Source organism: Terribacillus aidingensis (genome assembly GCF_040703035.1).
Taxonomy (GTDB): domain Bacteria; phylum Bacillota; class Bacilli; order Bacillales; family Amphibacillaceae; genus Terribacillus.
Map to the genome: position 1 here is coordinate 1,998,287 of NZ_CP159996.1, position 24,397 is coordinate 2,022,683.

Genomic DNA, 24,397 nt, shown 5'->3' on the forward strand with positions numbered 1-24,397 from the left:
ACTTTACCTGCTTACTCATCCAAGTGCATATGCTTCTCAATCAATTCTTCATGTTCATCGAATGTCCGTGCATAATAAATTTCTCCATCGTCCCCGGCGAGGAAATACAAATAATCGGATTCTTCCGGCTGGACCACGGCTTCGAGCGCATTCTCTGAGAAGTTGCTTATCGGGCCGACAGGAAGCCCTTTTATTTGATATGTATTGTAAGGTGAATCCACTTCCAAATCCTTGTAATACACGCGAGATTTATGCTCTCCTAATGCATACAGCACAGTAGGATCCGTCTGCAGCCTCATATCGTCTGCCAGACGGTTATAAAAGATTCCGGCAATCTTTTTCCGCTCATCTTCATTCCTTGCTTCGTTCTCGACAAGCGAAGCGAATGTCAACGCTTCATGCACGCTCAATTCCTTTTGTTTGAATCCATCCAAATATGGTGAAATAATCTGCTGAGACTTATCCAGCATCATATGAACCACCTTATCTACAGTGATGTCATCAGAGGATGTAAAGTTATAAGTAGCCGCAAATAAGTATCCTTCAAGCGGATAACGTATATCTTTATTCAAAATATCCTCCGTCAGAAAATCCGGATATTCACTAATGAGCTGTTTGATATAAGCTTCATCTTTCATCTTATCCAGGAAAGCCTGCTGGTCTATTCCTAATGACCCAGACAGGATTACGCTGATCTCCTCGATATCGGATCCTTCCGGAACTGCAGCAGATGCAGAGGGGGTATTCCCCGCCTCTGGATCGTTCAATTCATCGACGACCTGCTGCATGGACATGGAAGGGGAAAGCTCATAGTTTCCCGCGCGGAAGTTGGCTTCACCAGAAAACTTCACATACAGCCTGAAGATGAAAGCATTTTTAATCAGACCTTGCTCCTCCAGGGATTTACCGATTGAGCTAGCAGTAGCTCCCATAGGAACTTCGACAACCTGTGTTGTATCATTGTCTGAATCGACAGCTTTCATACTGGCATTCACGTAGATAAAGGTTCCGAGTGCACCAATCAATAGAAGTACGATTATTACGGATATGATCATTAAAACTATTTTCCGCACGACGCTTGCTTCCTCCATTCTTCTGTCCCGATTCTGTTGAAAAAGATCATCATTCGAGGCAGTCAAGCTATCTTTCCTCCTTTATCCGCCTTATTATACAACAAACGTCAAGCGGGTCTCCACCCGTCCGACAATTTATGCGGATAAAGCTGCAAGAAAAAATCCTCTCTGCCTTATCGGAAAGAGAGGACTGCCTATTACAAATTAGATGCCGTCTTCCTCATCAGTAAGTGTATTCAGCATTTCTTCGACCATTTCCCATTCTTCCTCTGTGTCGATCTGGAATAATGTCAGATCCTTGTCATCGCCTTTTTCTTCGTAGCGGAAAGCGAACACTTCGACTTCATCGTCCGCATCAGCTTGTTCAGCCGGTACGACCGCAATATATGAGTGTCCTGTTTCATCCACGTCAAAATTGAACAAGACTTCGAATAAATGTTCTTCCCCGTTTTCGTCCGGGATGATGATACGTTCTTTTTCTTCCAATGCCATTTGGCTACACTCCTTATTGTTTCGAATCCAGAAAGCCCTGAAGAATCATGACTGCTGCCATCTTATCGATTACTTTCTTGCGTTTTTTACGGCTGAGGTCGGCTTCAAGCAGTACTCGTTCTGCTGCCATCGTCGTCAGACGCTCGTCCCAAAGCACTGTTTCGATCTTGAATTCCTCATTGATCCATTGGGAGAAGACTTGTGAAGCCTCTCCCCTGGGACCGATTGTACCATTCATGTTCTTCGGCAAGCCAATGACAGCTCTCTGTACACCATGCTGCTGAATGATCTGCTCCAATTCATTCTTTGCTGTTTCAAAATCTGCTTCATTCCAATGTATTGTAGTCAGACCCTGGGCCGTCCAGCCAAGTCCATCGCTGATTGCCACACCGATCGTTTTCGATCCGACATCCAATCCCATCGTCTTTAGTATGTCAGTCATGATTTATTCTGTTCCAAATAAAATTTTACCAGTTGCTCCACAATCTCATCCCGCTCCATGCGGCGGATCAGGTTTCTGGCATCTTTATGCCGGGGAATATAAGCTGGGTCCCCAGACAGCAGATAGCCGACAATCTGATTAATCGGATTGTATCCTTTTTCCCGCAATGCTTCGTATACGGACATTAGTACTTCCCGGACATTCTCGTCCATCGGTTCTTCCGGAAAGTTGAATTTCATCGTTTTATCCATCGAACTCAAGTGAAGCCACCTCGCTTAAATTGCCAGTCTTTTTTTCAGTATATACTTTTCTGTCGGATTTGGAAAATCAAAGCTGCTCTTCGACATAAACTGCCGCATATGCAAGTGCATCCGGAACCTGCTCCGGATTCTTACCGCCAGCCTGCGCCATATCCGGACGGCCGCCACCACCGCCGCCGCAGCGTTTGGCAGTTTCTTTAATCAGGTTACCTGCATGCAGACCGCGTCCGATCAAGTCCTTGGATACACCAGCAGCTAGCTGTACCTTGCCTTCAGCTGTTGCTGCCAGAAGGATAACACCGCTATCAAGCTTTTGTTTCAGATCATCGACCATACCGCGTAGCTGGTTCATATCTGCTACATCCACTTGTTCTGCAAGCACTTTAACACCTTTTACTTCTTTTACTTTATCCAATATGTTGCCAGCTTCGAGCTGGGACAGTTTGCTGCGCAGGCTGTCGCGCTCACGCTGAACTTCCTTAAGATCCGCGAATAACGCTTCAATTCGGGAAGGTACTTGTTCGTTTGATGTTTTTAGTTCTGCTGCAGCTTGTGAAAGAATCTGCTGCTGCTGCTGCGTGAACCGGTAAGCTTCTTTTGAAGTGACTGCCTCGATTCGGCGCGTGCCAGCACCAATACCGCTTTCGGAAACAATCTTGAATAGGCCGATTTGGGACGTGTTTCGAACATGCACACCGCCACATAGCTCCAGGCTGTAATCACCGATTTGAACAACTCGTACAACATCACCGTATTTCTCACCGAACAGCGCCATCGCGCCCATCTCTTTCGCATCGCTTAAGCTTTGATAAGATGTGCTGACAGCAAGCTCATCCCAGATTTTTTCGTTGACGGTTTCCTCTATCTTTTCCAATTCTTCTTTTGTTACCGCATTGAAATGAGAGAAGTCGAATCGAAGACGATCAGGCGCAACTAAAGATCCTGCCTGATTGACATGTGTACCTAATACATCCTTTAGAGCCTGATGCAATAGATGCGTCGCAGTATGGTTCTTTACTACGTGCTGACGTCTGCTTGTATCAACCTTTGCATGGACGATTTCCTTCACTTGAATCTGTCCTTGCTTCACAACTGCTTGATGCAGATTTTGTCCTTTTGGCGCTTTCTTGACTGCTTGTACGAATACTGTCGCTGTCTCCGTCGTCACCCAGCCCTCATCGGCTACTTGCCCGCCGCTTTCTGCGTAGAATGGCGTTTCTTCCAGGATGAAGAAAATTTCGTCTCCCTCAACCGCTACATCAGCAAGCTGCTTATCTTTTACGATCGCAAGGATAGCTGTATCTGTTTCTGTACGATCATAACCGACATAGGTGCTTTCTGCTTCCACTTCCTGCAAAACGCTATCCTGCACGTGCATGCTGTTCACTTTCTGGCGTGCATCACGCGCACGTTCACGCTGCTGCTTCATTTCTTCTTCGAAACCTGCTTCATCGATTGTGAAGCCTTCTTCACTGACATATTCCTCTGTCAGCTCTTTCGGGAAGCCATACGTATCATAGAGACGGAATACTTCGGTTCCAGGGAAGACATTGCTACCTTTCTCCTTTTCTTCTGCTACGATCCGGTTCAGGATAGTCAGACCATCCGCAAGCGTTTCATGGAAACGCTCTTCTTCTGTCTGAATGACTGTCTCGATAAATTCACGTTTTTCGAGTATTTGCGGGTAGAAGGCATCCATGATATCACCAACGACCGGTACTAGCTGTTTCATGAACGGCTTTTCAATACCAATGTTCTTTGCATAGCGTACTGCGCGACGGATCAGACGGCGGAGTACATAGCCGCGGCCTTCGTTGGAAGGAAGCGCGCCATCACTGATAGCGAAGGATACAGTACGGATATGATCGGCAATAACTTTGAATGCCGTATCGTCTGCTGCTGTCTCACCATACGCTTTTGTCGCAAACGTCGCTGTCTTCTCGATGATTGGCATGAAAAGATCTGTTTCGAAGTTCGTTTTCGTATCCTGAATGACACAAACCATACGCTCCAGTCCCATCCCTGTATCGATGTTCTGTTTCGGAAGCGGTGTGTATGTGTGATCCGGATTATGATTGAATTGACTGAATACAAGGTTCCAGATTTCCAGATAGCGCTCGTTTTCACCGCCTGGATAAAGCTCTGGATCAGATGAATCGTTGCCGTATTCTTCTCCGCGATCATAGAAAATCTCAGAGTTCGGACCACTCGGGCCTTCTCCGATGTCCCAGAAGTTTTCTTCTGTACGGATGATTCGCTCTTCCGGCAATTTAACAAGATCACGCCACATTTGATACGCTTCTTCATCTTCCGGATGAACCGTTACAGATAGACGTTCCGGATCAAAACCAATCCACTTTTTATCTGTTAGGAACTCCCATGCCCAAAGGATTGCTTCCTTCTTGAAATAGTCTCCGATCGAGAAGTTTCCAAGCATTTCGAAAAACGTATGATGGCGGGCAGTGAAGCCTACATTCTCAATATCATTTGTACGGATGCTTTTCTGTGCATTCACGATACGCGGATTCTCTGGCACAACTCGCCCATCAAAATATTTCTTCAGCGTTGCAACGCCACTGTTGATCCATAGCAACGAAGGATCTTCTATCGGCACAAGTGAAGCACTTGGCTCGACACTATGTCCTTTCTCCTTGAAGAAATCGAGGAATTTCTGTCTTACTTCAGCAGACGTTAATCTTTCCATAAAAATGCCTCCTTTATTATGTAAACACACAAAAAACTCCCGATCCTGCCATATGCAGGGACGAGAGTATGATCGCGGTACCACCCTGATTATAGACCGGAAAATGGTCTATCACCTTTAGACGCGGATAACGGTGCGCAGCCGATAAGGATTAACTTAGAGCTCCGGTATAGCTTTCCATCACACTTTTATGGAGATTCTTCCAGCCAAGGAATCTCCTCTCTTAATAAAAGGACGTCATGTACTTGTACCTTCATCGCTTTTCGCTATAAATCTAAGCGTTAGTATAGATAAAAAAGCGGATTTTGTCAAACATCCGTCTCCTTTGCTGTATCCAGGCAGGCTTTGATTATCGTCAGACAAGGAACAGCAGCGATCATACCGATTATACCCCCAAGTTCCCCGCCGACAAGTAAAGCAAAAATGATCAGAAGCGGATGGATATGGATGCTTTTTCCGACGATGAAGGGAGAAAGCAGGTTCCCTTCAATCAATTGAATGATAAAAACCATTATTCCAGCAAGGAGAGCCGTTTTCGGGCTGATAGTTATTCCGACGAGTATAGCAGGAACTGCCCCAATGATCGGACCGAAGTATGGGATGATGTTCGTTGCTCCTACCAATAAAGCGAGCACCAAGGAATATGGCAGTTTGATCAGCGTGAATGCAGTCCAAGTCAGAAGACTGACAATGCAGCTCACAAGCAGGACTCCGCGAATATAGTAGCCTAGATTATTATCTATACGCAGCACTAAGCCTTTAACTCTGCTGCGGTAACGGCGTGGCAGAAGCGAGAGACCAGCATTGCCTATTTTATCCGTATCTTTCAGCATATAAAATACGATGACTGGTGTAACGACAAGAAAAATGACTACTTGCGGCAGCTTATTCCATATATGCAAGAGATCTTTTAGAAACCCTTCTGCGCGCTGTTCCAAGCCACGTAAAACAGCGTCCATTTGATCATGCACAGTTTCCGGCAGGAACGCTGTCCGTTCATACATGAATTGCACATAATGATCATAGCGCTGTGTCAATGCCGGCAAATTATGACTGAATTCCTTTACCTGACTGATCAATACCGGGAAGCCTTTGTACAGCAGGAATCCTGTAAGACCAAAAAACAGCGTATATATAACCAAAATGGACAGCCAGCGCGGCAGTCGCCACGACGCAAGAAAATCGATGATCGGATGAAGCAAATAAGCAATCAAACCTGCAATGATGAAAGGCAGGAATAGTCCGCCTAAAAACAGGAGGAACGAACGATAAAATGGGTATAGCTTGATCAGCAGAAAACAAAGCAGCAAGGCGACGACTATCGTCACCATCCAAAGAAGAACACGATAAAGACGGGATGCCTCTTTCATATTACTAGAATGATGCGCCGTCGCATTTCCGTTCTTCATCTGTGAACAAATCATCAAGGGAACTCAACGAGCCATCTTCCTCTACTTGATGCAGGGAGAGCATCTCATCTTTATACGACAATTCAATAAAACAGCCCCAGCAATAATATTGTTCCGGTCCTATCTTTCCGATATCTTTGCTGCTGCAATTCGGACATTTCAACATGTTGGATCACTCCAAATCCTTTTTACATGTTAGAATGTCCAATTATTTCCTTGTATATACTACATGAAATCGTATGGAGAGATATCTTCCTGCTCTGCTTCTGCCTCACGCAGCATCCGATCGATGTCATCCCCCGCTTCGTGGAAGCCACCCAGATGTTCCACGAGGGAAGTATAGCGCTGGTTCGTATCTTCTGTTTGAATTCCTTGCAGAAATGCCTGTTTTTCCCCAACTAGAATCAAAGAACGCTGTGCCCTCGTAATCCCGGTGTACAACAGATTTTTGCGGAGCATTCTGCGATATCCTGGCACGACAGGCAAAATAACGATTGGAAATTCACTGCCCTGGGATTTATGGATCGAGATACAATACGCATGCATCAAATTCGATAAATCCTTGCTTTCGTAGACGACTTCCTTCTCCTCGAATGCAACGACAAGCTGCTCCTTCTGCTCGACATTCTCTTCTTCGCGGAACAAAGCGACAACTTCTCCAATGTCTCCATTGAAGACACCTTCCTCCGGATCATTGACAAGCTGGATGACCTTGTCACCCTTTCGGAAAATAACGTCTTTTGCTGCCATCTCCCGCTTCTCCTTGTCCTTGGGATTGACCAGCTGCTGCAGCTGCTTATTCAATTCATGAATACCTGCCTGCGAACGATACATCGGAGCCAGGAGCTGGACATCACGCATATCCCAGCCTTTTTCGACGGCACGGCCAACAATCTGAGTGATGACATCGACCACTTGATGCTCCCGGCAAGGAATGAAGTTGAAATCCTTGTCCTTTTCCAGTTGTTCTTGTGATAATGTCCCGTTCTTGATAGCATGGGCAATCGTGATGATTTTGGAGCCTTCTTTCTGTCGATACACATCTTTGAGCATCACACACGGTACAGCCTCTGAACGAAGTAAATCCGACAGTACCTGCCCAGGACCAACTGAAGGCAACTGATCTTCATCTCCGACAAGCAGTACTTGCATATCATCCGGAATAGCTTTGAACAATCTGTTTGCCAGCCAAATATCGACCATGGAAAATTCATCGACGATCAGCAGCCTTCCAGCTAGCGGATTATCTTCATCCCGCTCGAATGAGTCGTTACCGTCCCAACCCAACAACCGGTGGATCGTGCTGGCCGGAATATTCGTTGACTCATGCATCCGCTTAGCCGCACGTCCGGTTGGAGCAGTCAAGACGAATGGATAACTCTCATCCTTATCTTTATAGTCCTTTGGATCAAGCGAAAGTTCGTGTATTTCCGCATACGCTTTGATGAATCCTTTGATAACCGTCGTTTTACCTGTTCCAGGTCCCCCGGTCAAGATCATCACCTTCGATTGCAGCGCTTGCTCGATTGCTTCGAACTGTTCTTTCCCGTAACTGATCGTTTCCGCTTCCTCAAGCTTGCCAATTATCTTCAGGAGCTCTGCCTGAACAATTTCCGTCTCAGTAACTTTTTCCGATAAGCGCTGCATATGGCTGCAAAAACCAGTTTCCGCAAAGTAAAGCATCGGATGGTAAACACGATCTTCCTGTTTGACAACCTTTTTCTGTGCATGCAAAACACCAAGCTGTTCTTCGATTTGTTCCGCACTAATACCGAATTGCGCACTGCGCAGGAGGACTGCGGCCTGTTTTAGCACTTCATCATTCGGCAAATAAACATGACCTGCCTGCATGCTGTCTTGCAACACCATCAAGCATGCGGCTTGTAGCCGGCTGTCATGGTCCATCGCCAGGTTATTCTTACGAGCAGCTTCATCCGCCCGGTGGAATCCAAATCCCTCAATATCAAATACATATTGGTACGGATCCTTCTCCAATACTTTGATTGCTTCATCCCGGTATACTTTATAGATTTTCTGTGCAAGCTTCAGCCCGATGCCGTACTTCGACAGATGCACCATCACGTGGTCGAAGCCTTGATGTGTACGAAGGTCGTGGAGGAAGCGCTCCTTCTTCTCATCGTTCAGTCCTTGGATACCATCCAGCAAATCCGGATTCGATAGAACATCCGCTATCGTATTTTCACCCAGCTTCGCTACAATTCTCTCCGCAATCCGTTTTCCAATTCCATAAAACAGATCACTGGATAGGTATTGGATGAGCCCGTCCTTCGTTTCGGGTACATACCGCTTGTATTCCGTCACTTCATACTGTTCACCGAATCGTTTATGACTGACCATCGAACCATAAAACAGATAAGGCTCGCCTTGGTCCAGTTCTCCGATATATCCTTTGATGACGATATCCTTTTCTGCGATCGTCTCGTTGGTTTCCAATACCTTGATCCGGATAATGGAAAACTGTTCTTCTTCTTTCCGGAAAATCGTATGCAATAATTCACCTTTCACAAAGCCTTTTGGGCTCTCGGCAGTCTCCCCATATTCCATACGCCTGTGCTCCTTACTCTTCGTTCTCGATTTGCTCCATAATCAGTTCTATTTGCGCCTTTCCGTGCATGGCCATCTCATGATCGGGCTGTGCTTCGAGCGCTTTATCCATATATGCGAGCGCTTGTTCAAACTGCTGCTGATACAGATACGCGACACCTACATTATAAAGGGCATCACTATGCTTTGGACTCCATTCCAGCAGGTCAAGCAGCACTTGTTGTGCGGTATCGATTTCCCCTGCGGTTGCAAGTGCCAATCCGTACTGGAAAACGATAGCAGCATCGCGATCCTCAAGCTCTGCGGCACGCTGCAAATAAGGAAGTGCAAGCTTTTCCTGTCCAGACTGCTGTAAGGACATACCAAGGAGATAATGAACATCCCCTTCATCCAGGCCGAGCTTCACTGCTTCCATCAGTTGCTGAATTGCTTTCTCATACATTTCACCAGTGTAATACATACTCCCCAGACCGTAATAAGCAGTTGCAGCTTTCTCATCAAGCTCAATGGCACGGCGGAAGAAGCGTTCCGCTTTCTCTAAATCATTCATCCGCATCAGCAAATTGCCAAAATTGACATATCCAACTGGATCTTTTGGGTTTTCTTCGATAGCTATATTAAAATGCTTGGCAGCTCCCTCTAAATCCTGCTTCTGCAAAGCTTCTATTCCTGATTTAATATGATCCATTCTTTCACTCCTCTATGTAAGGGAAACCCTTGCCATAAGACAAGGGTTTCTGTTTTAACCGACGTATTCAAGCTGTTGTTCGTTCTTGATGATATCATCGATCGTACCGCCGCCAAGACATACATCCTCATCATAGAAGACGACTGCTTGTCCTGGTGTTATTGCGCGCTGCGGTTCATGGAAATCGACGCGTACTTTGTTTTCACCGATCGGTGTTACCGTCACTTTGCTGTCTTTTTGACGGTAACGGAATTTAGCCGTTACCGTAATCGGTTCTGCTAGTTCTGTTTCGGAAACCCAGCTCATATCAGTAGCAATCAAGGCATCGGAGTACAGACTGTCATGATCGAAGCCTTGTTCTACATAAAGAACGTTTTCTTTCAGGTTCTTTCCGACAACGAACCATGGTTCGCCTTCGCCGCCGATACCAAGACCTTGACGCTGTCCGATTGTATAATACATGAGACCGTCATGTTTCCCTTTCACAACCCCATCCAATGTGGACATGACACCAGGCTGTGCAGGCAGGTACTCGCTTAAGAAGCTTTTGAAATTACGTTCTCCAATGAAGCAGATACCAGTGGAATCTTTCTTCGTCGCAGTTGCAAGATTGTTCTCAGCTGCAATACGGCGCACTTCTTTCTTGTCCATTCCGCCTAGCGGGAACATAACTTTAGAAAGCGTTGATTCTGTCAGCTGGTTTAGGAAATATGTTTGATCCTTGTTTTCATCCATGCCGCGGAGCATGACTGTCTTGCCATCACGCTGTTCTACTTGAGCATAATGACCTGTAGCTAAATAGTCAGCTCCAAGAGACATAGCATGATCCATGAAAGCTTTGAATTTGATTTCTTTGTTGCACATTACATCTGGGTTAGGCGTACGGCCAGCTTTGTATTCATCAAGAAAGTATGTGAATACTTTATCCCAATACTGCTTTTCGAAGTTCACCCCGTAATATGGAATACCAATTTGGTTAGCAACTTTTTTAACATCTTCGAAATCTTCTGTAGCGGTACAGAAGCCATTTTCATCCGTATCATCCCAGTTTTTCATGAAGATGCCGACTACGTCGTACCCTTGCTGTTTGAGCAAAAGGGCAGCAACGGAAGAATCGACACCGCCGCTCATACCGACGACAACACGAATATCTTTGTTTTCTTTCATCTTTGTCACTCCTTTCCTTTTGTTAGACGTTTTATAATAGCAGCGACTGTCTGGGCAGCCTCTGCGACGGATTCAGCTGTGTTGCCATATCCGAAACTGAAACGGATACTGTTTGTAACACGGTCATCTTCACCGTACATCGTTTTCAGAACATGCGACGGATCGACGGAGCCTGCTGTACACGCACTGCCGCTGGATACAGTAACACCGGATAAATCGAAGTTCATCAGCAGAGATTCTACATTCGTCCCCGGAAAACTGATATTGACTATTCCAGCGGAACGCTGACCTGCCTCTCCATTAATGAAAAAGTCGATTCCTGAAAGCTTCAATTCAGAAATGAACGTATCTTGAAGCAGCTGATACGCTGCTTTACGTTCCGTTCTTTTTTGCATTGCCAATTCTGCTGCTTTGCCAAAACCGACGATGGAGGCGACATTTTCTGTTCCCGCACGGCGTTTGCGCTCCTGCTCCCCGCCATAGGTGATTGGCTTGATACGAACACCATCGGCTGCATACAAAGCGCCTATTCCCTTTGGTCCGTTGATTTTATGCGCCGAAACACTCAAAAGATCAACTCCGAGCGTATGGACATCAATCTCCTCGGTTCCATAGGCTTGGACAGCATCTGTATGGAAATAAGCAGGATGGGATTGTAGCAGATCACCAATCGCTTGGATTGGCTGCATGACACCTGTTTCATTATTGATCATCATCACAGAGACAAGTATCGTGTCCGGTCGTAGTGCTGCTTGCAGATCGGCAAGCTTAATTGCTCCAGACGCATCAGCAGGCAGATATGTCACCTCGAAGCCTTGACTTTCCAGATAGTTGGCTGCATGTAGTGTAGCATGATGCTCGATTGCAGTCGTAATAATATGCTTACCTTGTTCACGGCAAGCATTCGCCACACCGATGAGTGCCATATTATCCGCCTCTGTGCCTCCGCTCGTGAAGATGATCTGTTTATCTGTTGCACCGATACTTGCTGCAACCTTCTCACGTGCAACATCCACGATATGGCGTGCTTCCCTTCCGAATGCATGAACACTGGACGGATTGCCGAATGTGCTCTCCATGACCGGAATCATCGCCTGGATGACATCCGGGTGCATTGGAGATGTTGCCGCGTGATCAAGATAGATTGGTTTCATAACTGCTTGCCTCCATTAAATATAGAACATATACGGATCCTGGCTCTCATCATCTCCATGACGGCATAGATCCTCTAAAGTTGTCGTATCCAATACATCCCTGACGGCATCGCGGATGCGCAGCCAAAGCTGCTGCTTAGCCGGCTCCTCCTCTTCGATCCCCTCAACAGGTGTGATCGGACCTTCCAGCGTACGGATGATATCGCCGGCCGTAATCTCTGATGGGGCTGATGCGAGCATATAGCCGCCCTTGGCGCCACGGATACTTTTGACCAGACAGGCATTCCTAAGCGGTGCAGCGAGCTGCTCCAAATAATGCTCGGACAATTTATTTTCAGTCGCAATGGTCTTCAAGGAGACTGGTCCTTCTCCATAATGCTTTCCTAATGCGATCATGATAGTTAATCCATATCGTCCTTTAGTCGATATTTTCATCTCTTAAAACTCCTCATAACTGCCTCAGTAATGTTCGGATTTCAAAACAATAACGATTATTATACCAGAAAATATTATAACATGGATAGCAAGTGGCTTGCATTTTCCCCGGTCGCTGGATACGCTAAGACAAGCAGACACAGGATGGAGGAATAAATATGGCCAGACAACCATTAGCATATCGCATGCGGCCGAAGGATATCAGCCAGATCATCGGCCAAAAACATCTCGTCGGTGAAGGTAAGATGATCCGGCGGATGGTGGAGGCGGACCGTTTGAGTTCGATGATCCTTTACGGTCCTCCAGGTACGGGGAAAACGTCGATGGCCATCGCGCTTGCTTCCAGCGTCCAGATTCGGTACAAGCTGCTGAATGCGGTAGTGGACAAGAAAAAGGATATGGAAATCGCGGTAGAAGAAGCGAAGATGAGCGGCCAGCTCGTTCTCATACTGGATGAAGTTCATCGTCTTGATAAAGCGAAGCAGGATTTCCTTCTTCCGCATGTCGAGAGTAATTTGATTACATTGATCGGGTGCACAACGAGTAATCCCTATCATTCTATAAATCCGGCAATCCGAAGCAGATCTCATCTGTTCGAACTGAACAGTCTGGAACCGGCGGATGTAAAAGAGGCACTCGGGCGCGCAGTGGATGATCCTGACCAAGGGCTTGGCAGCATGCAGCTGGATATAACGAAAGAAGCATTAGAGCATTTTGCAAGTGCATCAGGAGGAGATTTGCGGGCAGCATTGAATGGGCTGGAGCTTGCCGCTTACTCTACACCGGCACAAGATGGGACTGTCCACATTGATTTGGAAGTAGCAGAAGCTTGCATGCAAAAGAAAAGCTTTTCTCATGATAAAGACGGTGATGCCCATTATGATGTACTGAGTGCTTTTCAGAAATCTATTCGCGGCAGCGACGTAAATGCAGCTTTACATTATCTGGCTCGTTTGATTGAAGCAGGAGATCTCGACAGCATCGGCCGCCGGATGATTGTGTGTGCCTATGAAGATATCGGACTCGCCAATCCGCAAGCCGGCCCCAGAGCTTTAGCAGCAGTAGAGGCAGCTGAACGCGTAGGCTTCCCGGAAGCACGTATTCCTTTGGCTAATGCAATCGTAGAACTCTGTTTATCTCCTAAATCAAACAGCGCGTACAAAGGCATCAATGCTGCGCTGTCGGATATACGTTCAGGCAAAGTCGGCGAGGTTCCTGCTCATTTGAAAGATGCCCATTATCAAGGGGCAAAACACATGGGCCGCGGAATCGGATACCAATACCCGCATGATTATCCAGGAGCTTGGGTAGAGCAGCAATACTTACCTGACCTTCTTAAGAACAGAAGGTATTACGAACCAACTGACACCGGTAAGTTTGAACAAGCTCTCAAACAGGTCTATGAACGCGTAACAAAAAGAAAATAAGGTTACAGGTATACGGGCAGCAGTCTGTGGCAACAATGGGGCTAACAGTTTTTATTACTTTCTATGTTTGTAGATTAACAGATAAGAAATGGAGTGTTAGCCCATATGGTTAAAGTAAGACAAGACGCATGGAGTCATGAAGACGACTTATTGCTGGCCGAAACTGTGCTTCGGCATATTCGGGAAGGTAGCACTCAGCTGAAAGCCTTCGATGAAGTCGGAGACAAACTGAATCGCACCTCGGCAGCTTGCGGCTTCCGCTGGAACGCCGAGATTCGCAACCGCTACGAACAGGCTGTTGCTATAGCCAAGCGCCAGCGCAAGGAGAAAAAGCGCGCAGAACAACGAGCGCAGAAACCAGCTGCTGCACCAATTTATCAGCCTGCACCGGTAATGTCTGCAATAGAAACACAACAGGCTTTCCCAATTACAATGGATGAAGAAACAGCCCGTTTCGAAGCAGAGATTGCACAAGAGACATTCATTGTCGGTGAACATACTGAAAGTGAAACCGAAATCGACAGCAGCCAGCAAGCGGATGAGCTGAACCTATCTCAAGTAATCAGCTATTTGCAATCAATGGAGCAAGGTTATCAAACTAGTGAAACGAATCGGCATACCATTCATCAGCTGGAAGCAGAGGCCCATAGTCTCCGACAGGTAAATGCACAGCTTACAGAAGAATGCGAGAGCTTAAAAAATCAGCTGAAAACGATGAAAGCTGATTATCAGGTGCTTATCCAGATCATGGATCGTGCTAGGAAAATGGTTATCTTCGACGACCAAGATTCCTTCGCACCCCCAGCTTTCCGGATGGACAAAAACGGCAACTTGGAACAAGTAGCAAAATAAAAAGCAGCACATACCCCAGTAGGGTGTGTGCTGCTTTGTTCATTTTTTAACGGAAAATAGCAATCCCGATCGTGCCGTCCTATTGAAGTTTTGAACCCGCTCTCCGCAGGTGGGTGCCCTGATTCGCACTTTATGCGTCCACTCTATGGAGGCTTGCATGCCGCACGAAGACTTTCGGACTCCCGTACTTCATTGTAATCGGTCAAAACATATGAAGAACGTACACATCAGGATTGCTATTTGTTTATGGAACTATATTAGCATGGATAAACAGAGTTTTCAACTGGAAAGTCTGCCTATTATGCTTCCTGCCCTGCTGATTTTTTTTGGATATCCAAATACAGTTCATCCAGCTGCTTTTTGCTTACTGGATCTGGAGCATCTGTCAATGGATCGGTCGCAGAAGCAGTTTTCGGGAATAGGATTGTATCCCGAAGGTTCGTGCTGTTGGATAGCAGCATGATGAAACGGTCATAACCAAGTGCAATTCCGCCGTGCGGAGGAGCTCCTGATTCCAAAGCATCCAGCAGGAATCCGAATTGTTCCTGTGCTTCTTCCTTCGTGAAGCCAAGAACCTCGAACATCCGGTTTTGCAGATCCATTTGGTAGATACGCTGCGAGCCGCCTCCCAGTTCATAGCCATTAAGGACAATGTCATACGCTTCTGCTTTGACAGAAGAAGGATCTGTTTCCAGCTTATCGATATCTGCTGCCGCTGGCATCGTGAATGGATGATGTGCTGCATAATAACGGCCTTCTTCTTCGTCGTATTCGAATAAAGGCCAATCTGTCACCCAAAGGAAGTTGAACTTAGTTTCATCGATAAGTCCAAGCTCACGACCAAGTTTATTCCGTAATGCTCCTAAGCTATCAAAGACTACTTTCGTCTTATCTGCAACAAATACCAGCAAGTCGCCCGCTTCAGCAGAAAGAACCTCTTTCAGCTGGCTCTGAACAGTTTCGTCAAGGAATTTCGCAATTGGTCCTTTCAAAGAACCGTCGGCTTCTGCTTTGACCCATGCAAGTCCTTTCGCACCATATATCTTAACAAAGTCAGTCAACGCATCGATATCTTTACGAGAGAAGTTCGCCGCCTGTCCTTTCACGTTGATTGCACTGACGCGGCCGCCGTTTTGGATTGCATCTTGGAATACTTTGAAGTCAGCAGACTTCACTGCTTCTCGTACATCTACCAATTCAAGCCCAAAACGTGTATCTGGCTTATCAGAACCGAAGCGTTCCATTGCTTCTGCGTAAGGCAGGCGCGGGAATGGCACTTGAACTTCAACGTCCTTCACTTCTTTCATGACACGCTTCATCATACGTTCTGTCATGCCGATGATATCTTCTGTGGACATGAACGAAGTCTCGATATCGATTTGAGTGAACTCCGGCTGACGGTCCGCACGCAAATCTTCATCACGGAAACAGCGAGCGATCTGATAATACTTCTCGAAGCCTGAAATCATGAGCAGCTGTTTGAATAACTGCGGAGATTGCGGAAGCGCATAGAACTCACCTGGGTGCACACGGCTTGGTACAAGATAGTCGCGCGCTCCTTCTGGTGTGCTTTTTGTCAGCATCGGCGTTTCCATCTCGTAGAATTCTTCCTCGTTCAAGAAATTGCGGATCGCTTGCGTTGCCTGATGGCGAAGACGGAATGTCTCCTGCAGCGGTTTTCTCCGCAAATCCAGATAGCGGTATTTCAAGCGGACATCCTCGGATGCATCCACATCATCCTCGATTTGGAATGCCGGACTCTTCGCTTTGTTCAAGATACTGATTTCTTCTGCAACAACTTCGATTTCTCCAGTTGCCATATTTGGATTTTTTGTAGCATCTTCGCGCTCTACAACTTTACCAGTAACACTCACAACGAATTCAGAGCGGATTTGTTCAGCAGTTTCTAATGCTTCTTTGGATACATCAGGGTTGAAAACGACTTGCACGATTCCGGAACGATCCCGGATATCAGCAAAAATCAATCCGCCCAGGTCACGCCGTTTCTGTACCCACCCTTTGATTGTTACTGTCTCGCCTGCATGGCTCGTTCGCAGCAGGCCTGCCTTTTGTCTTTCACTCATCCGCTTTTCCTCCATCCAGCTGTTGTTTGATTGTATCAACAGCTTCCTTGATTGCTACTTCAGTCTGCTGTCCTTCCTGCATATTACGCAAGGAGATGACGCCTTTTTCGAGCTCATCTTCACCGAGAACAACAACAAACTTCGCCTGCTGGCGATCAGCAGCTTTGAACTGGCCCTTCATTTTCTTGCCAAGGTAATCCTTATCTGTTGTCACACCAGCTAAGCGCAGCTGATATGTCAGTCTTGCTGCTTCTTTTTGGACAGCTTCTTCACCAAGTGCTACGACGTAAACATCTGTTCCAGTCTTAACAGGCAATTCGATACCTTCTGCCTCTAATGCAAACAATAGACGTTCAATACTTAGTGCATAGCCGATACCTGGTGTGGATGGACCGCCAACTTCTTCGACAAGACCATTATAACGGCCACCGCCCGTAAGCGTCGTAAGGGCACCGAAGCCTTCTGCATTACTCATGATTTCAAATGCTGTATGGTTGTAATAATCCAGGCCTCTGACAAGATTCGGATCTACTTCATAAGGAATGCCGATTGCATCCAAGTTTGCTTTAACAGCGTCAAAGTATGCTTTGGATTCGTCATTAAGAAAATCATGGATGGATGGTGCGCTTTTTACTTTCGGGTGCTCCCGATCCTTCTTACAATCAAGAATACGCAATGGGTTCTTTACCAGGCGATTCTGACAGTCACTGCAGAGCTCTTCTTTGACAGGTGTGAAATGATCAATCAAAGCTGTGCGGTGTGCATCACGGCTTTCTTTGTCTCCGAGCGTGTTGATGATCAGTTTCAATGATTTCAAACCTAACTGCTGATAGCCGCTCATAGCCAAGCTGATTACTTCCGCATCGATTGCCGGATCTTCACTTCCCAAGGCTTCGACGCCGAATTGAACGAACTGGCGCATGCGACCTTGCTGCGGTCGCTCGTAGCGGAACATCGGTCCATAATAAAATAGCTTCGTCGGTTGTTCCGGCTGACCGTATAGCTTGTTTTGCACAAAAGCGCGAACGACGGATGCCGTTCCTTCTGGTCTAAGCGTCAAGCTGCGGTCCCCTTTATCCTTGAATGTGTACATTTCTTTCTGAACAATATCCGTTGTTTCCCCTACACCGCGAAGGAACAACTCCGTGTGTTCGAAAATCGGCACCCTGATTTCTTTGTAGTTGAATCTGCTTGCCAGATCTGTCAGTACTTTTTCAGCATACTGCCACTTTTCTGATGTTCCAGGTAAGATATCCTGTGTACCTCTTGGCGCTTTCATATCCATGTGATAAACCTCCTCGACTAATGACCCAATCCCCGGATTCCAAAAATAACGACAAAAAACCCCCGTCCCTTATAACACAAGGGACGGGAGTTTTTCCCGCGTTGCCACCCTAGTTGGATACAGCTGTATCCCACCTTGGTCAGTTAACGCCTGCTACGTCACTGTCTACTGCGTTGTTCGACAGTGATCCTAAGGAATGTCTTTCAGTTCGAAGCTGTGCCAGGCGCTTACAGCCAATGACGCCTGATCTCTGTTCACAGTGATTTCGACTTACTCTTTCCCTCATCGGATTTCCGGTTTCTTTAGATTGTAATAATAGTACATGTTTGTAAGAAAGATTGTCAAGATTGTTTTAGTCGTTCTTGTAATTTTTTTCGTTCCATACTGTTTGGTGATCCTGTGAAGTTCGGTATAACCGGATCGTCGATCATAGAAGCTGGCTCACCTCGAAGCCGGACAGCATCCAGCCGGGATGCGGCGAATACATGCTGCTGTGCATCACTGCTACGCAAGCTGATCACACCTTTTTCGGATTTTTTCTCAACTAGTATTCTCGATTCAACCATTCTTTATACAAAAAAACAAGAAAGCATTATGCTTCCTTGTTCGGTCGATCTGCACTGTCCAAGATAATGGTAATCGGGCCTTCATTAATGAGCTGTACGTCCATATGCGCACCGAATTCCCCAGTTTCCACGTGAATGCCTGCTTCGATAAGCTTTTGATTAAATTGTTCATAAAGCTTAATGGCAATATCCGGCTTTGCTGCGTCAGTGAAGCTGGGCCGGCGTCCCTTCCGTGTATCAGCATACAATGTGAATTGGGAAATAGATAGAACTTCCCCGCCGATTTGAAGGAGCGACTCATTCATCTTACCGTCAGCATCTTCGAAGACGCGAAGGTGAATCAGCTTGTTCACGATATAATCAAGATCCGCCTCCGTATCCTCATGTGTGATGCCTACAAGCAGCATGAAGCCTTTGCCAATTTTTCCGATAACCTCTTCACGTACAGTGACGCTGGCTTCTTTTGCAAGCTGTGCTACTACTTTCATCTCTTGCGCCTCATTTCTCTATTGCAGCATTCTCGTAACTGTATAAATATCTTTAATTTGTTTGATCCGCTCTACGATTTTCCGTAGATGACCGATATTATGAATCAAAATTGTCAGATGGATTGTTGCCAGCTTATTCCGGTCGGACTTGCCATCGACAGCAGTAATTTGTGTGCGGGTCTCATTGACAGCTTGCAGTACTTCATTCATCAATCCATGTCTATCAAAGGCGGTTATCTCCAGGTCCACATGATATTGCTTGGAAATGGTAGCATTGTTTTCCCAGTCGACATGTAGCTTACGCGTTTGTGCATCTTCTGTCTGCATATTCGGACAGTCGGAACGATGGACAGAGACTCCCCTTCCCTTCGTTATATAGCCGATAATTTCGTCACCTGGTACAGGGTTGCAGCATTTGGAAAGACGGACAAGCATATTATCCACACCCTCTACACGCACCCCGGAATCCCGCTTGCGGCTTGAGGCAGCGGATTTGGACGCACTTGCCATCTTCGCTGTTTCAATCGTCTTCTCCATCACTTCTTCTTTTTCGTACTGACGGCGCAGGCTCTCAGTTAGTCTAGTCGTAATCTGCGCTGCTGTGATACCTTGATAACCGACAGCTGCATACATATCTTCCTCGGACGTGAAGTTGAATTTCTCGACTACCTTGCGAAGGTTATCCGGTGTAAATACAAGCTTCATATCGAAGCCAGACTGTTTTACTTCTTCTTCCACTAGCTCCTTGCCTTTAGCTACATTCTCTTCGCGGCGCTGCTTCTTGAAGAACTGTTTTATTTTATTACGTGCATGAGTTGTCTGGGCAAGCTTGACCCAGTCCTGAGAAGGCCCGTAAGAGTGCTTGGAAGTCATCATCTCCACAATATCGCCATTTTTCAGTTTATACTCAAGCGGCTCCATCTTACCGTTGATCTTGGCGCCAACTGTATGATTGCCTACTTCTGTATGAACTCGATAAGCGAAATCAATCGGAACGGAACCTGAAGGAAGTTCGATAACATCACCTTTTGGTGTGAACACATAAACCATGTCACTAAAAAGGTCGAGTTTAAGTGATTCCATGAACTCCTCCGCATTTTCGGATTCATTCTGGAAATCAAGAATCTCACGGAACCATGTCAGCTTTTCTTCAAATGATTTCTTCTGCGTGCTCGTGTTTAGCTGTTTGCCTTCTTTATACGCCCAATGGGCTGCGATACCGTATTCTGCTATCTCATGCATTTCTTCCGTACGGATCTGTACCTCGAGCGGATCGCCCTTTGGCCCGATGACAGTCGTATGCAAAGATTGGTAAAGGTTAAGCTTTGGCATCGCAATATAATCCTTGAATCTGCCCGGCATCGGTTTCCAGCATGTATGAATTACGCCAAGAACGGCATAACAGTCTTTGATGCTTTTCACAATGACTCGAACCGCAAGCAGGTCATAGATTTCATTGAACTGCTTATGCTGATACTCCATCTTCCGATAAATACTGTACAAGTGTTTCGGCCGTCCGAATATATCAGCATCGATGTTTATATCACTAAGCTGACTGCGGATCTGATCCATCACGTCACCGATGTAGCTTTCCCGTTCATCGCGCTTTTGCTTCATAAGGTGGACGATTCGATAATACTGCTGAGGATTCATATAGCGAAGTGCGGTATCCTCGAGTTCCCACTTGATCGTACTGATTCCGAGTCTGTGTGCAAGCGGTGCAAAGATTTCAAGTGTCTCATTAGAAATCCGGCGCTGCTTTTCAGGTGACAGATGCTTCAGTGTACGCATATTATGCAAACGGTCAGCAAGCTTAATCAGAATGACCCGAATATCCTTTGCCATTGCAACGAACATCTTCCGGTGATTTTCAGCTTGCTGTGCCTGTTTTGATTTGTATTTAATTTTTCCAAGCTTGGAAACGCCATCTACGAGCATTGCTACTTCGGCATTAAAAGCTGCTTCCAACTCTTCGACCGTTACAGGTGTATCCTCTACTACATCGTGCAGGAAGCCGCCTGCAATCGTTTCGGCATCGAGTTCCAGATGAACAAGAATTCCGGCCACTTGAACAGGATGAATGATATAAGCTTCACCGGAACGGCGGAATTGTCCTTCATGCGCTTTTTCGGCGAACTCATACGCTTTCCGGATAAAATCGATATGCTCGTCCGACAGATATCGTGCTGCTTCTTGTATGACCTCTTCGGCCGTGAGAACTTTTTCCTTTGGCATCTCTTTAGTTAAACTCCTTCTCATCGTCTGCATAAGCGACGAGGGTTCTGAACTGTCACATGTTATTTTTATAAGCTTAACAAATATCCAATCTATTCGACAAGTATCTGTTTCTTAAAATGAAACAAAGAGTGCCCCGAATGAGGCACTCCTGTTCTGTTCGATATTATTCGTAGCTAGTCAATGTAAGTACTTCATAGCCATCCAGCTTATCTCTGCCGTCTAGATATGACAATTCCACGAAGAACGCACAACCGACAACAATACCGCCTAATTCCTCAACAAGCTTGATTGTTGCTTCGATTGTACCGCCAGTTGCCAGCAAGTCATCCGTAATAAGGACGCGCTGACCTGGCTTGATAGCATCTTTATGGATTGTAAGTACATTCTCACCATACTCAAGTCCATAAGCGACTTTGATAACTTCACGAGGAAGCTTGCCTTCCTTACGGACAGGGGCAAAGCCGATATCCAGCGCATACGATACCGGGCAGCCTACGATGAAGCCGCGCGCTTCTGGACCAACGATCAAGTCCACATTTTTATCTTTAGCGAATTCCACGATTTCATTTACCGCTGATTTATAAGCCGGACCATTATCCATCAAAGTAGTGATATCCTTGAATCGGATACCTGGTTTCGGCCAGTCCTCTACGACTGTAATATATTTTTTATAATCCATTTACTGCTTCCTCCTCGATAACTTCCCCGCGTTCAAGTACGCGTTCCAGCCACGCTTTCAATTCTTTATAGCCGGAATAATATAAGATCTTCTCGACTTCTATCGCTTCCTTCAATCCCTGGTAGACCTCAGAGTCAGCCAGATCACGTTTGGAAGGATTTGGGTTGATTGAAATTTGATCCTCATCTAGTTTAACAAATTCCAGCTCAAAAAACACGTCGGAAATAAACTTGGTCCTTTCAGGACTCCAGCCTCGGCTGTTTTTCAGATAATCCACTAGCTGGCTGTACATCATAGTCTTCTGCTTTAGCAGAATCGCATAGAATACTTTGAATTGATCACGATCTGGAAAACCTTGTAAGTAGGCATTCTCTTTCACATCATAGCACGCATAAATCAAATCTGGCTGTATATGCTGCAAGACATACGTGACATCCGTCATACGTCGAGGCAGATCAGCGAATATGACAGCCCTGATATTGCCTGCCGCATTTGCAAGACCTTCTGTTTCAAAATCCAAAACACGAATCTGATCAGACAGCCAGCTTAAATCCGTATTCGGCCGGAATCGCACGACAGCTGTCTCTTCTTCGTTTTTAATATGAACAGCCTTCTTCAGCTGCTTGCTGCCTCTATGATCAAATAGCTGCCAAGAGCGAATTGCGACATCTTCAATCAAGATTTGCGGTTTTTGTCTGCCATTCCATTCATTGATAGACAATTCTCCGACAACTTCCAGATCATCTGCCGGAGTGAGGAATGGGTAAAGATCTCCCTGACCAAAGCATACACCGTCTAACTGTACGCTTTCCTCTGCAAATACGAACTTGAGATGGTTTTTATTTGCTCCGATGAGCTTTACTTCCCGCATTGGTGAAGTAAGCTTCACAAGCGGCTTTGGATTTTGCATTCCAAAAGGAGAGAGCTGAGCCATGTCCCGGATCAAATCGATTGAAACATCTTCAACTGTAACCGACAAGTCGATCGCAAGCGTTTGTTTGAAATCTTCCGCTGAAAGCGATTCTGCTGCCATTTGATTCAAAGCTTTTCGCAGTTTATCCAATTGTTCCAGCTCTAATGTCATCCCGGCCGCTTGGGCATGTCCCCCGAAAGCGACGAAGTGATCCCGAACCTGCATACAGTGGTGGAACAAATCAAAAGCATCAATACTGCGGGCAGAACCTTTCGCCGTACCTTTTTCCGGATGAATCGCCAGCACAATCGCCGGCCGGTCGAAGGTTCTGACCAGTTTCGAGGCCACAATCCCAAGTACACCTTCGTTCCAGCCTTCCTTTGCAACGATGATGACATGGCTGCTGTCTTCCTCTGACTGTTCTCTGACCATTGCTTCCGCTTCTTTTGCTATTTTGGCAACGATATTTTGTCGCTCTGTGTTGAGAGATTGGATTTCCTCTGCCATTTCAGCGGCTTCCTCGTACGAAGCTGCCAACAGCAATTCGACAGCGAGGTCAGCATCCTGCAACCGTCCAACTGCATTGATACGCGGCCCGATTTTGAAGCCGATATCTTCTTCTGTTACAACGCCGTCTAGTCCGCAGCTATCTCTCAGAGCACGGATTCCAGGTCTTGTCGACGACGCAATTGCCTTTAGCCCCTCGGCAGCCAGCACCCTGTTCTCATCAACAAGCGGCACCAAATCAGCTATTGTTCCGATCACAACAAGGTCAAGCAGCTGTTTTGGGAAATAGCCGAGTAAATAATGAGCCAGCTTAAAAGCGACACCTACTCCTGCAAGCTCATGGAAAGGATAATCCGGCGAACATTTCGGATGTACCACTGCGACAGCTTCCGGGACAGCTTCCTGCACTTCATGGTGATCAGTGATGATAAGATCGATTCCAATTTGTTTCGCTACTTCTGCTTCGTGGATCGCAGCAATACCTGTATCCACTGTCACAATCAACTGATAGCCATTTTCCTTTGCGGCGCGGAAAGCTGCTTCGTTCGGACCATACCCTTCCGTAAAGCGGTTAGGAATATAATAATCACAGTCCGCTCCAAGCTCCCGTAATGCTTCCAATAAAACAACAGTGGATGAAACACCATCTGCATCATAATCTCCGAAAACCAGAATTTTTTCACCCTGCTCCACTGCAGCACGGATCCGTTCCGCTGCAACATCTATATCAGAAATAAGTTCCGGGCTGTGTAGGTCCTCTAGAGACGGATGAAGGAACCGTTTTGCAGCCTCAACTGACGTGATTCCGCGCTGTATGAGCAGCTGCTCTACTAGCGGAGAAACACCCAAGCCCATAGGCTCGTGAGCTGAAGGGCGGCTGCTATTATCCTTCCATCTCATTCTGCTTTCTAACATAAAAAAAGACCCCCTAACCAAGCTATTATACTAGAGCCTGGTCGAGGGAGCAAT

General features: G+C 46.3%; 21 protein-coding genes, 1 other RNA gene and 2 other annotated features. Of the genes, 2 read left to right on the forward strand and 20 right to left on the reverse strand.

The window, feature by feature from the left end; translation table 11 throughout:
- Positions 1–11: 11 nt before the first annotated feature.
- The 12 genes from mltG to ABXS78_RS10675 form a co-directional block, all read right to left on the reverse strand.
- Positions 12–1,139, reverse strand: coding sequence for an endolytic transglycosylase MltG (mltG, locus tag ABXS78_RS10620; RefSeq protein WP_366247216.1), 1,128 nt, complete (start codon positions 1,137–1,139; stop codon positions 12–14).
- A 138-nt stretch (positions 1,140–1,277) separates the two neighbouring features.
- A complete protein-coding gene (locus ABXS78_RS10625; protein ID WP_095222443.1) occupies positions 1,278–1,565 on the reverse strand; it encodes a DUF1292 domain-containing protein in 288 nt (95 codons plus the stop codon).
- 13 nt (positions 1,566–1,578) lie between these two features.
- Positions 1,579–2,007, reverse strand: a complete 429-nt coding sequence (gene ruvX, locus ABXS78_RS10630; RefSeq protein ID WP_366247217.1) for a Holliday junction resolvase RuvX — start codon at positions 2,005–2,007, stop codon at positions 1,579–1,581.
- Complete coding sequence (locus ABXS78_RS10635; protein ID WP_038561551.1) at positions 2,004–2,267, reverse strand: IreB family regulatory phosphoprotein; 264 nt, start codon at positions 2,265–2,267, stop codon at positions 2,004–2,006. Before ABXS78_RS10635 ends, ruvX begins: the two co-directional genes overlap by 4 nt.
- Before the next feature lie 67 nt (positions 2,268–2,334).
- Positions 2,335–4,971 carry an alanine--tRNA ligase gene (gene alaS, locus ABXS78_RS10640; protein ID WP_366247218.1) on the reverse strand — a complete coding sequence of 879 codons (2,637 nt, stop codon included), beginning with the start codon at positions 4,969–4,971 and terminating at the stop codon, positions 2,335–2,337.
- A 53-nt stretch (positions 4,972–5,024) separates the two neighbouring features.
- Positions 5,025–5,237: a binding site (T-box leader), on the reverse strand.
- Between the two features lie 42 nt (positions 5,238–5,279).
- Positions 5,280–6,380: an AI-2E family transporter gene (locus ABXS78_RS10645; RefSeq protein ID WP_366247219.1), complete on the reverse strand. Its 1,101-nt coding sequence runs from the start codon at positions 6,378–6,380 to the stop codon at positions 5,280–5,282.
- Positions 6,346–6,546 (reverse strand): hypothetical protein, encoded by a 201-nt coding sequence (locus ABXS78_RS10650; RefSeq protein ID WP_093727763.1) that lies wholly within the window; start codon positions 6,544–6,546, stop codon positions 6,346–6,348. Before ABXS78_RS10650 ends, ABXS78_RS10645 begins: the two co-directional genes overlap by 35 nt.
- 59 nt (positions 6,547–6,605) lie before the next feature.
- Positions 6,606–8,945 carry an ATP-dependent RecD-like DNA helicase gene (locus ABXS78_RS10655; protein ID WP_366247220.1) on the reverse strand — a complete coding sequence of 780 codons (2,340 nt, stop codon included), beginning with the start codon at positions 8,943–8,945 and terminating at the stop codon, positions 6,606–6,608.
- Between the two features lie 13 nt (positions 8,946–8,958).
- On the reverse strand, positions 8,959–9,633 hold the full coding sequence (locus ABXS78_RS10660; RefSeq protein WP_366247221.1) for a tetratricopeptide repeat protein: 675 nt from the start codon (positions 9,631–9,633) through the stop codon (positions 8,959–8,961).
- Positions 9,634–9,687: 54 nt separating this feature from the next.
- On the reverse strand, positions 9,688–10,800 hold the full coding sequence (gene mnmA / locus ABXS78_RS10665) for a tRNA 2-thiouridine(34) synthase MnmA (RefSeq protein WP_366247222.1): 1,113 nt from the start codon (positions 10,798–10,800) through the stop codon (positions 9,688–9,690).
- A gap of 5 nt (positions 10,801–10,805) precedes the next feature.
- Complete coding sequence (locus ABXS78_RS10670) at positions 10,806–11,954, reverse strand: cysteine desulfurase family protein (protein WP_366247223.1); 1,149 nt, start codon at positions 11,952–11,954, stop codon at positions 10,806–10,808.
- A gap of 15 nt (positions 11,955–11,969) precedes the next feature.
- Entirely contained in the window at positions 11,970–12,389 is a 420-nt protein-coding gene (locus tag ABXS78_RS10675; RefSeq protein WP_095218180.1) for an Rrf2 family transcriptional regulator, read from the reverse strand.
- A 158-nt stretch (positions 12,390–12,547) separates the two neighbouring features.
- On the opposite strand from ABXS78_RS10675, the gene ABXS78_RS10680 reads away from it, so the two are divergent.
- Positions 12,548–13,816 carry a replication-associated recombination protein A gene (locus ABXS78_RS10680; RefSeq protein WP_366247224.1) on the forward strand — a complete coding sequence of 423 codons (1,269 nt, stop codon included), beginning with the start codon at positions 12,548–12,550 and terminating at the stop codon, positions 13,814–13,816.
- A gap of 105 nt (positions 13,817–13,921) precedes the next feature.
- The gene (locus ABXS78_RS10685) at positions 13,922–14,668 is read left to right on the forward strand and encodes an RsfA family transcriptional regulator (protein WP_366247225.1); all 747 of its coding nucleotides are present in this window, start codon (positions 13,922–13,924) and stop codon (positions 14,666–14,668) included.
- Positions 14,669–14,726: 58 nt separating this feature from the next.
- Here the strand turns inward: ABXS78_RS10685 and ssrS are convergent.
- The 8 genes from ssrS to recJ all read right to left on the reverse strand — a co-directional run bounded on the left by ssrS (position 14,727) and on the right by recJ (position 24,343).
- Positions 14,727–14,905: non-coding RNA, 6S RNA (gene ssrS / locus ABXS78_RS10690), on the reverse strand.
- 62 nt (positions 14,906–14,967) lie between these two features.
- Positions 14,968–16,752, reverse strand: a complete 1,785-nt coding sequence (gene aspS, locus ABXS78_RS10695) for an aspartate--tRNA ligase (protein ID WP_366247226.1) — start codon at positions 16,750–16,752, stop codon at positions 14,968–14,970.
- A complete protein-coding gene (gene hisS / locus ABXS78_RS10700; protein ID WP_366247227.1) occupies positions 16,745–18,037 on the reverse strand; it encodes a histidine--tRNA ligase in 1,293 nt (430 codons plus the stop codon). The genes aspS and hisS overlap by 8 nt, the downstream gene beginning before the upstream one ends.
- Before the next feature lie 76 nt (positions 18,038–18,113).
- Positions 18,114–18,332, reverse strand: a binding site (T-box leader).
- A gap of 46 nt (positions 18,333–18,378) precedes the next feature.
- Positions 18,379–18,549 (reverse strand): hypothetical protein, encoded by a 171-nt coding sequence (locus ABXS78_RS10705; RefSeq protein ID WP_176465685.1) that lies wholly within the window; start codon positions 18,547–18,549, stop codon positions 18,379–18,381.
- A gap of 80 nt (positions 18,550–18,629) precedes the next feature.
- Positions 18,630–19,091 carry a D-aminoacyl-tRNA deacylase gene (gene dtd / locus ABXS78_RS10710; protein ID WP_095222430.1) on the reverse strand — a complete coding sequence of 154 codons (462 nt, stop codon included), beginning with the start codon at positions 19,089–19,091 and terminating at the stop codon, positions 18,630–18,632.
- Positions 19,092–19,109: 18 nt separating this feature from the next.
- Entirely contained in the window at positions 19,110–21,326 is a 2,217-nt protein-coding gene (locus ABXS78_RS10715) for a bifunctional (p)ppGpp synthetase/guanosine-3',5'-bis(diphosphate) 3'-pyrophosphohydrolase (protein WP_095222429.1), read from the reverse strand.
- 166 nt (positions 21,327–21,492) lie between these two features.
- On the reverse strand, positions 21,493–22,008 hold the full coding sequence (locus ABXS78_RS10720; RefSeq protein ID WP_095222428.1) for an adenine phosphoribosyltransferase: 516 nt from the start codon (positions 22,006–22,008) through the stop codon (positions 21,493–21,495).
- Positions 21,998–24,343: a single-stranded-DNA-specific exonuclease RecJ gene (gene recJ, locus ABXS78_RS10725; RefSeq protein ID WP_366247228.1), complete on the reverse strand. Its 2,346-nt coding sequence runs from the start codon at positions 24,341–24,343 to the stop codon at positions 21,998–22,000. The genes ABXS78_RS10720 and recJ overlap by 11 nt, the downstream gene beginning before the upstream one ends.
- Positions 24,344–24,397 lie beyond the last annotated feature (54 nt).

Bases quoted from the DNA above. Each gene is read 5' to 3' on its own strand.
- ruvX (WP_366247217.1), bottom strand. From the start codon at position 2,007: ATGACTGACATACTAAAGACGATGGGATTGGATGTCGGATCGAAAACG.
- ABXS78_RS10715 (WP_095222429.1), bottom strand. From the start codon at position 21,326: ATGCCAAAGGAAAAAGTTCTCACGGCCGAAGAGGTCATACAAGAAGCA.
- recJ (WP_366247228.1), bottom strand. From the start codon at position 24,343: ATGTTAGAAAGCAGAATGAGATGGAAGGATAATAGCAGCCGCCCTTCA.
- ABXS78_RS10645 (WP_366247219.1), bottom strand. From the start codon at position 6,380: ATGAAGAACGGAAATGCGACGGCGCATCATTCTAGTAATATGAAAGAG.
- ABXS78_RS10685 (WP_366247225.1), top strand. From the start codon at position 13,922: ATGGTTAAAGTAAGACAAGACGCATGGAGTCATGAAGACGACTTATTG.
- ABXS78_RS10720 (WP_095222428.1), bottom strand. From the start codon at position 22,008: ATGGATTATAAAAAATATATTACAGTCGTAGAGGACTGGCCGAAACCA.
- hisS (WP_366247227.1), bottom strand. From the start codon at position 18,037: ATGGATATGAAAGCGCCAAGAGGTACACAGGATATCTTACCTGGAACA.
- ABXS78_RS10660 (WP_366247221.1), bottom strand. From the start codon at position 9,633: ATGGATCATATTAAATCAGGAATAGAAGCTTTGCAGAAGCAGGATTTA.
- ABXS78_RS10655 (WP_366247220.1), bottom strand. From the start codon at position 8,945: ATGGAATATGGGGAGACTGCCGAGAGCCCAAAAGGCTTTGTGAAAGGT.
- ABXS78_RS10675 (WP_095218180.1), bottom strand. From the start codon at position 12,389: ATGAAAATATCGACTAAAGGACGATATGGATTAACTATCATGATCGCA.
- aspS (WP_366247226.1), bottom strand. From the start codon at position 16,752: ATGAGTGAAAGACAAAAGGCAGGCCTGCTGCGAACGAGCCATGCAGGC.
- ABXS78_RS10650 (WP_093727763.1), bottom strand. From the start codon at position 6,546: ATGTTGAAATGTCCGAATTGCAGCAGCAAAGATATCGGAAAGATAGGA.
- alaS (WP_366247218.1), bottom strand. From the start codon at position 4,971: ATGGAAAGATTAACGTCTGCTGAAGTAAGACAGAAATTCCTCGATTTC.
- dtd (WP_095222430.1), bottom strand. From the start codon at position 19,091: ATGAAAGTAGTAGCACAGCTTGCAAAAGAAGCCAGCGTCACTGTACGT.
- ABXS78_RS10670 (WP_366247223.1), bottom strand. From the start codon at position 11,954: ATGAAACCAATCTATCTTGATCACGCGGCAACATCTCCAATGCACCCG.
- ABXS78_RS10625 (WP_095222443.1), bottom strand. From the start codon at position 1,565: ATGGCATTGGAAGAAAAAGAACGTATCATCATCCCGGACGAAAACGGG.
- ABXS78_RS10680 (WP_366247224.1), top strand. From the start codon at position 12,548: ATGGCCAGACAACCATTAGCATATCGCATGCGGCCGAAGGATATCAGC.
- mnmA (WP_366247222.1), bottom strand. From the start codon at position 10,800: ATGAAAGAAAACAAAGATATTCGTGTTGTCGTCGGTATGAGCGGCGGT.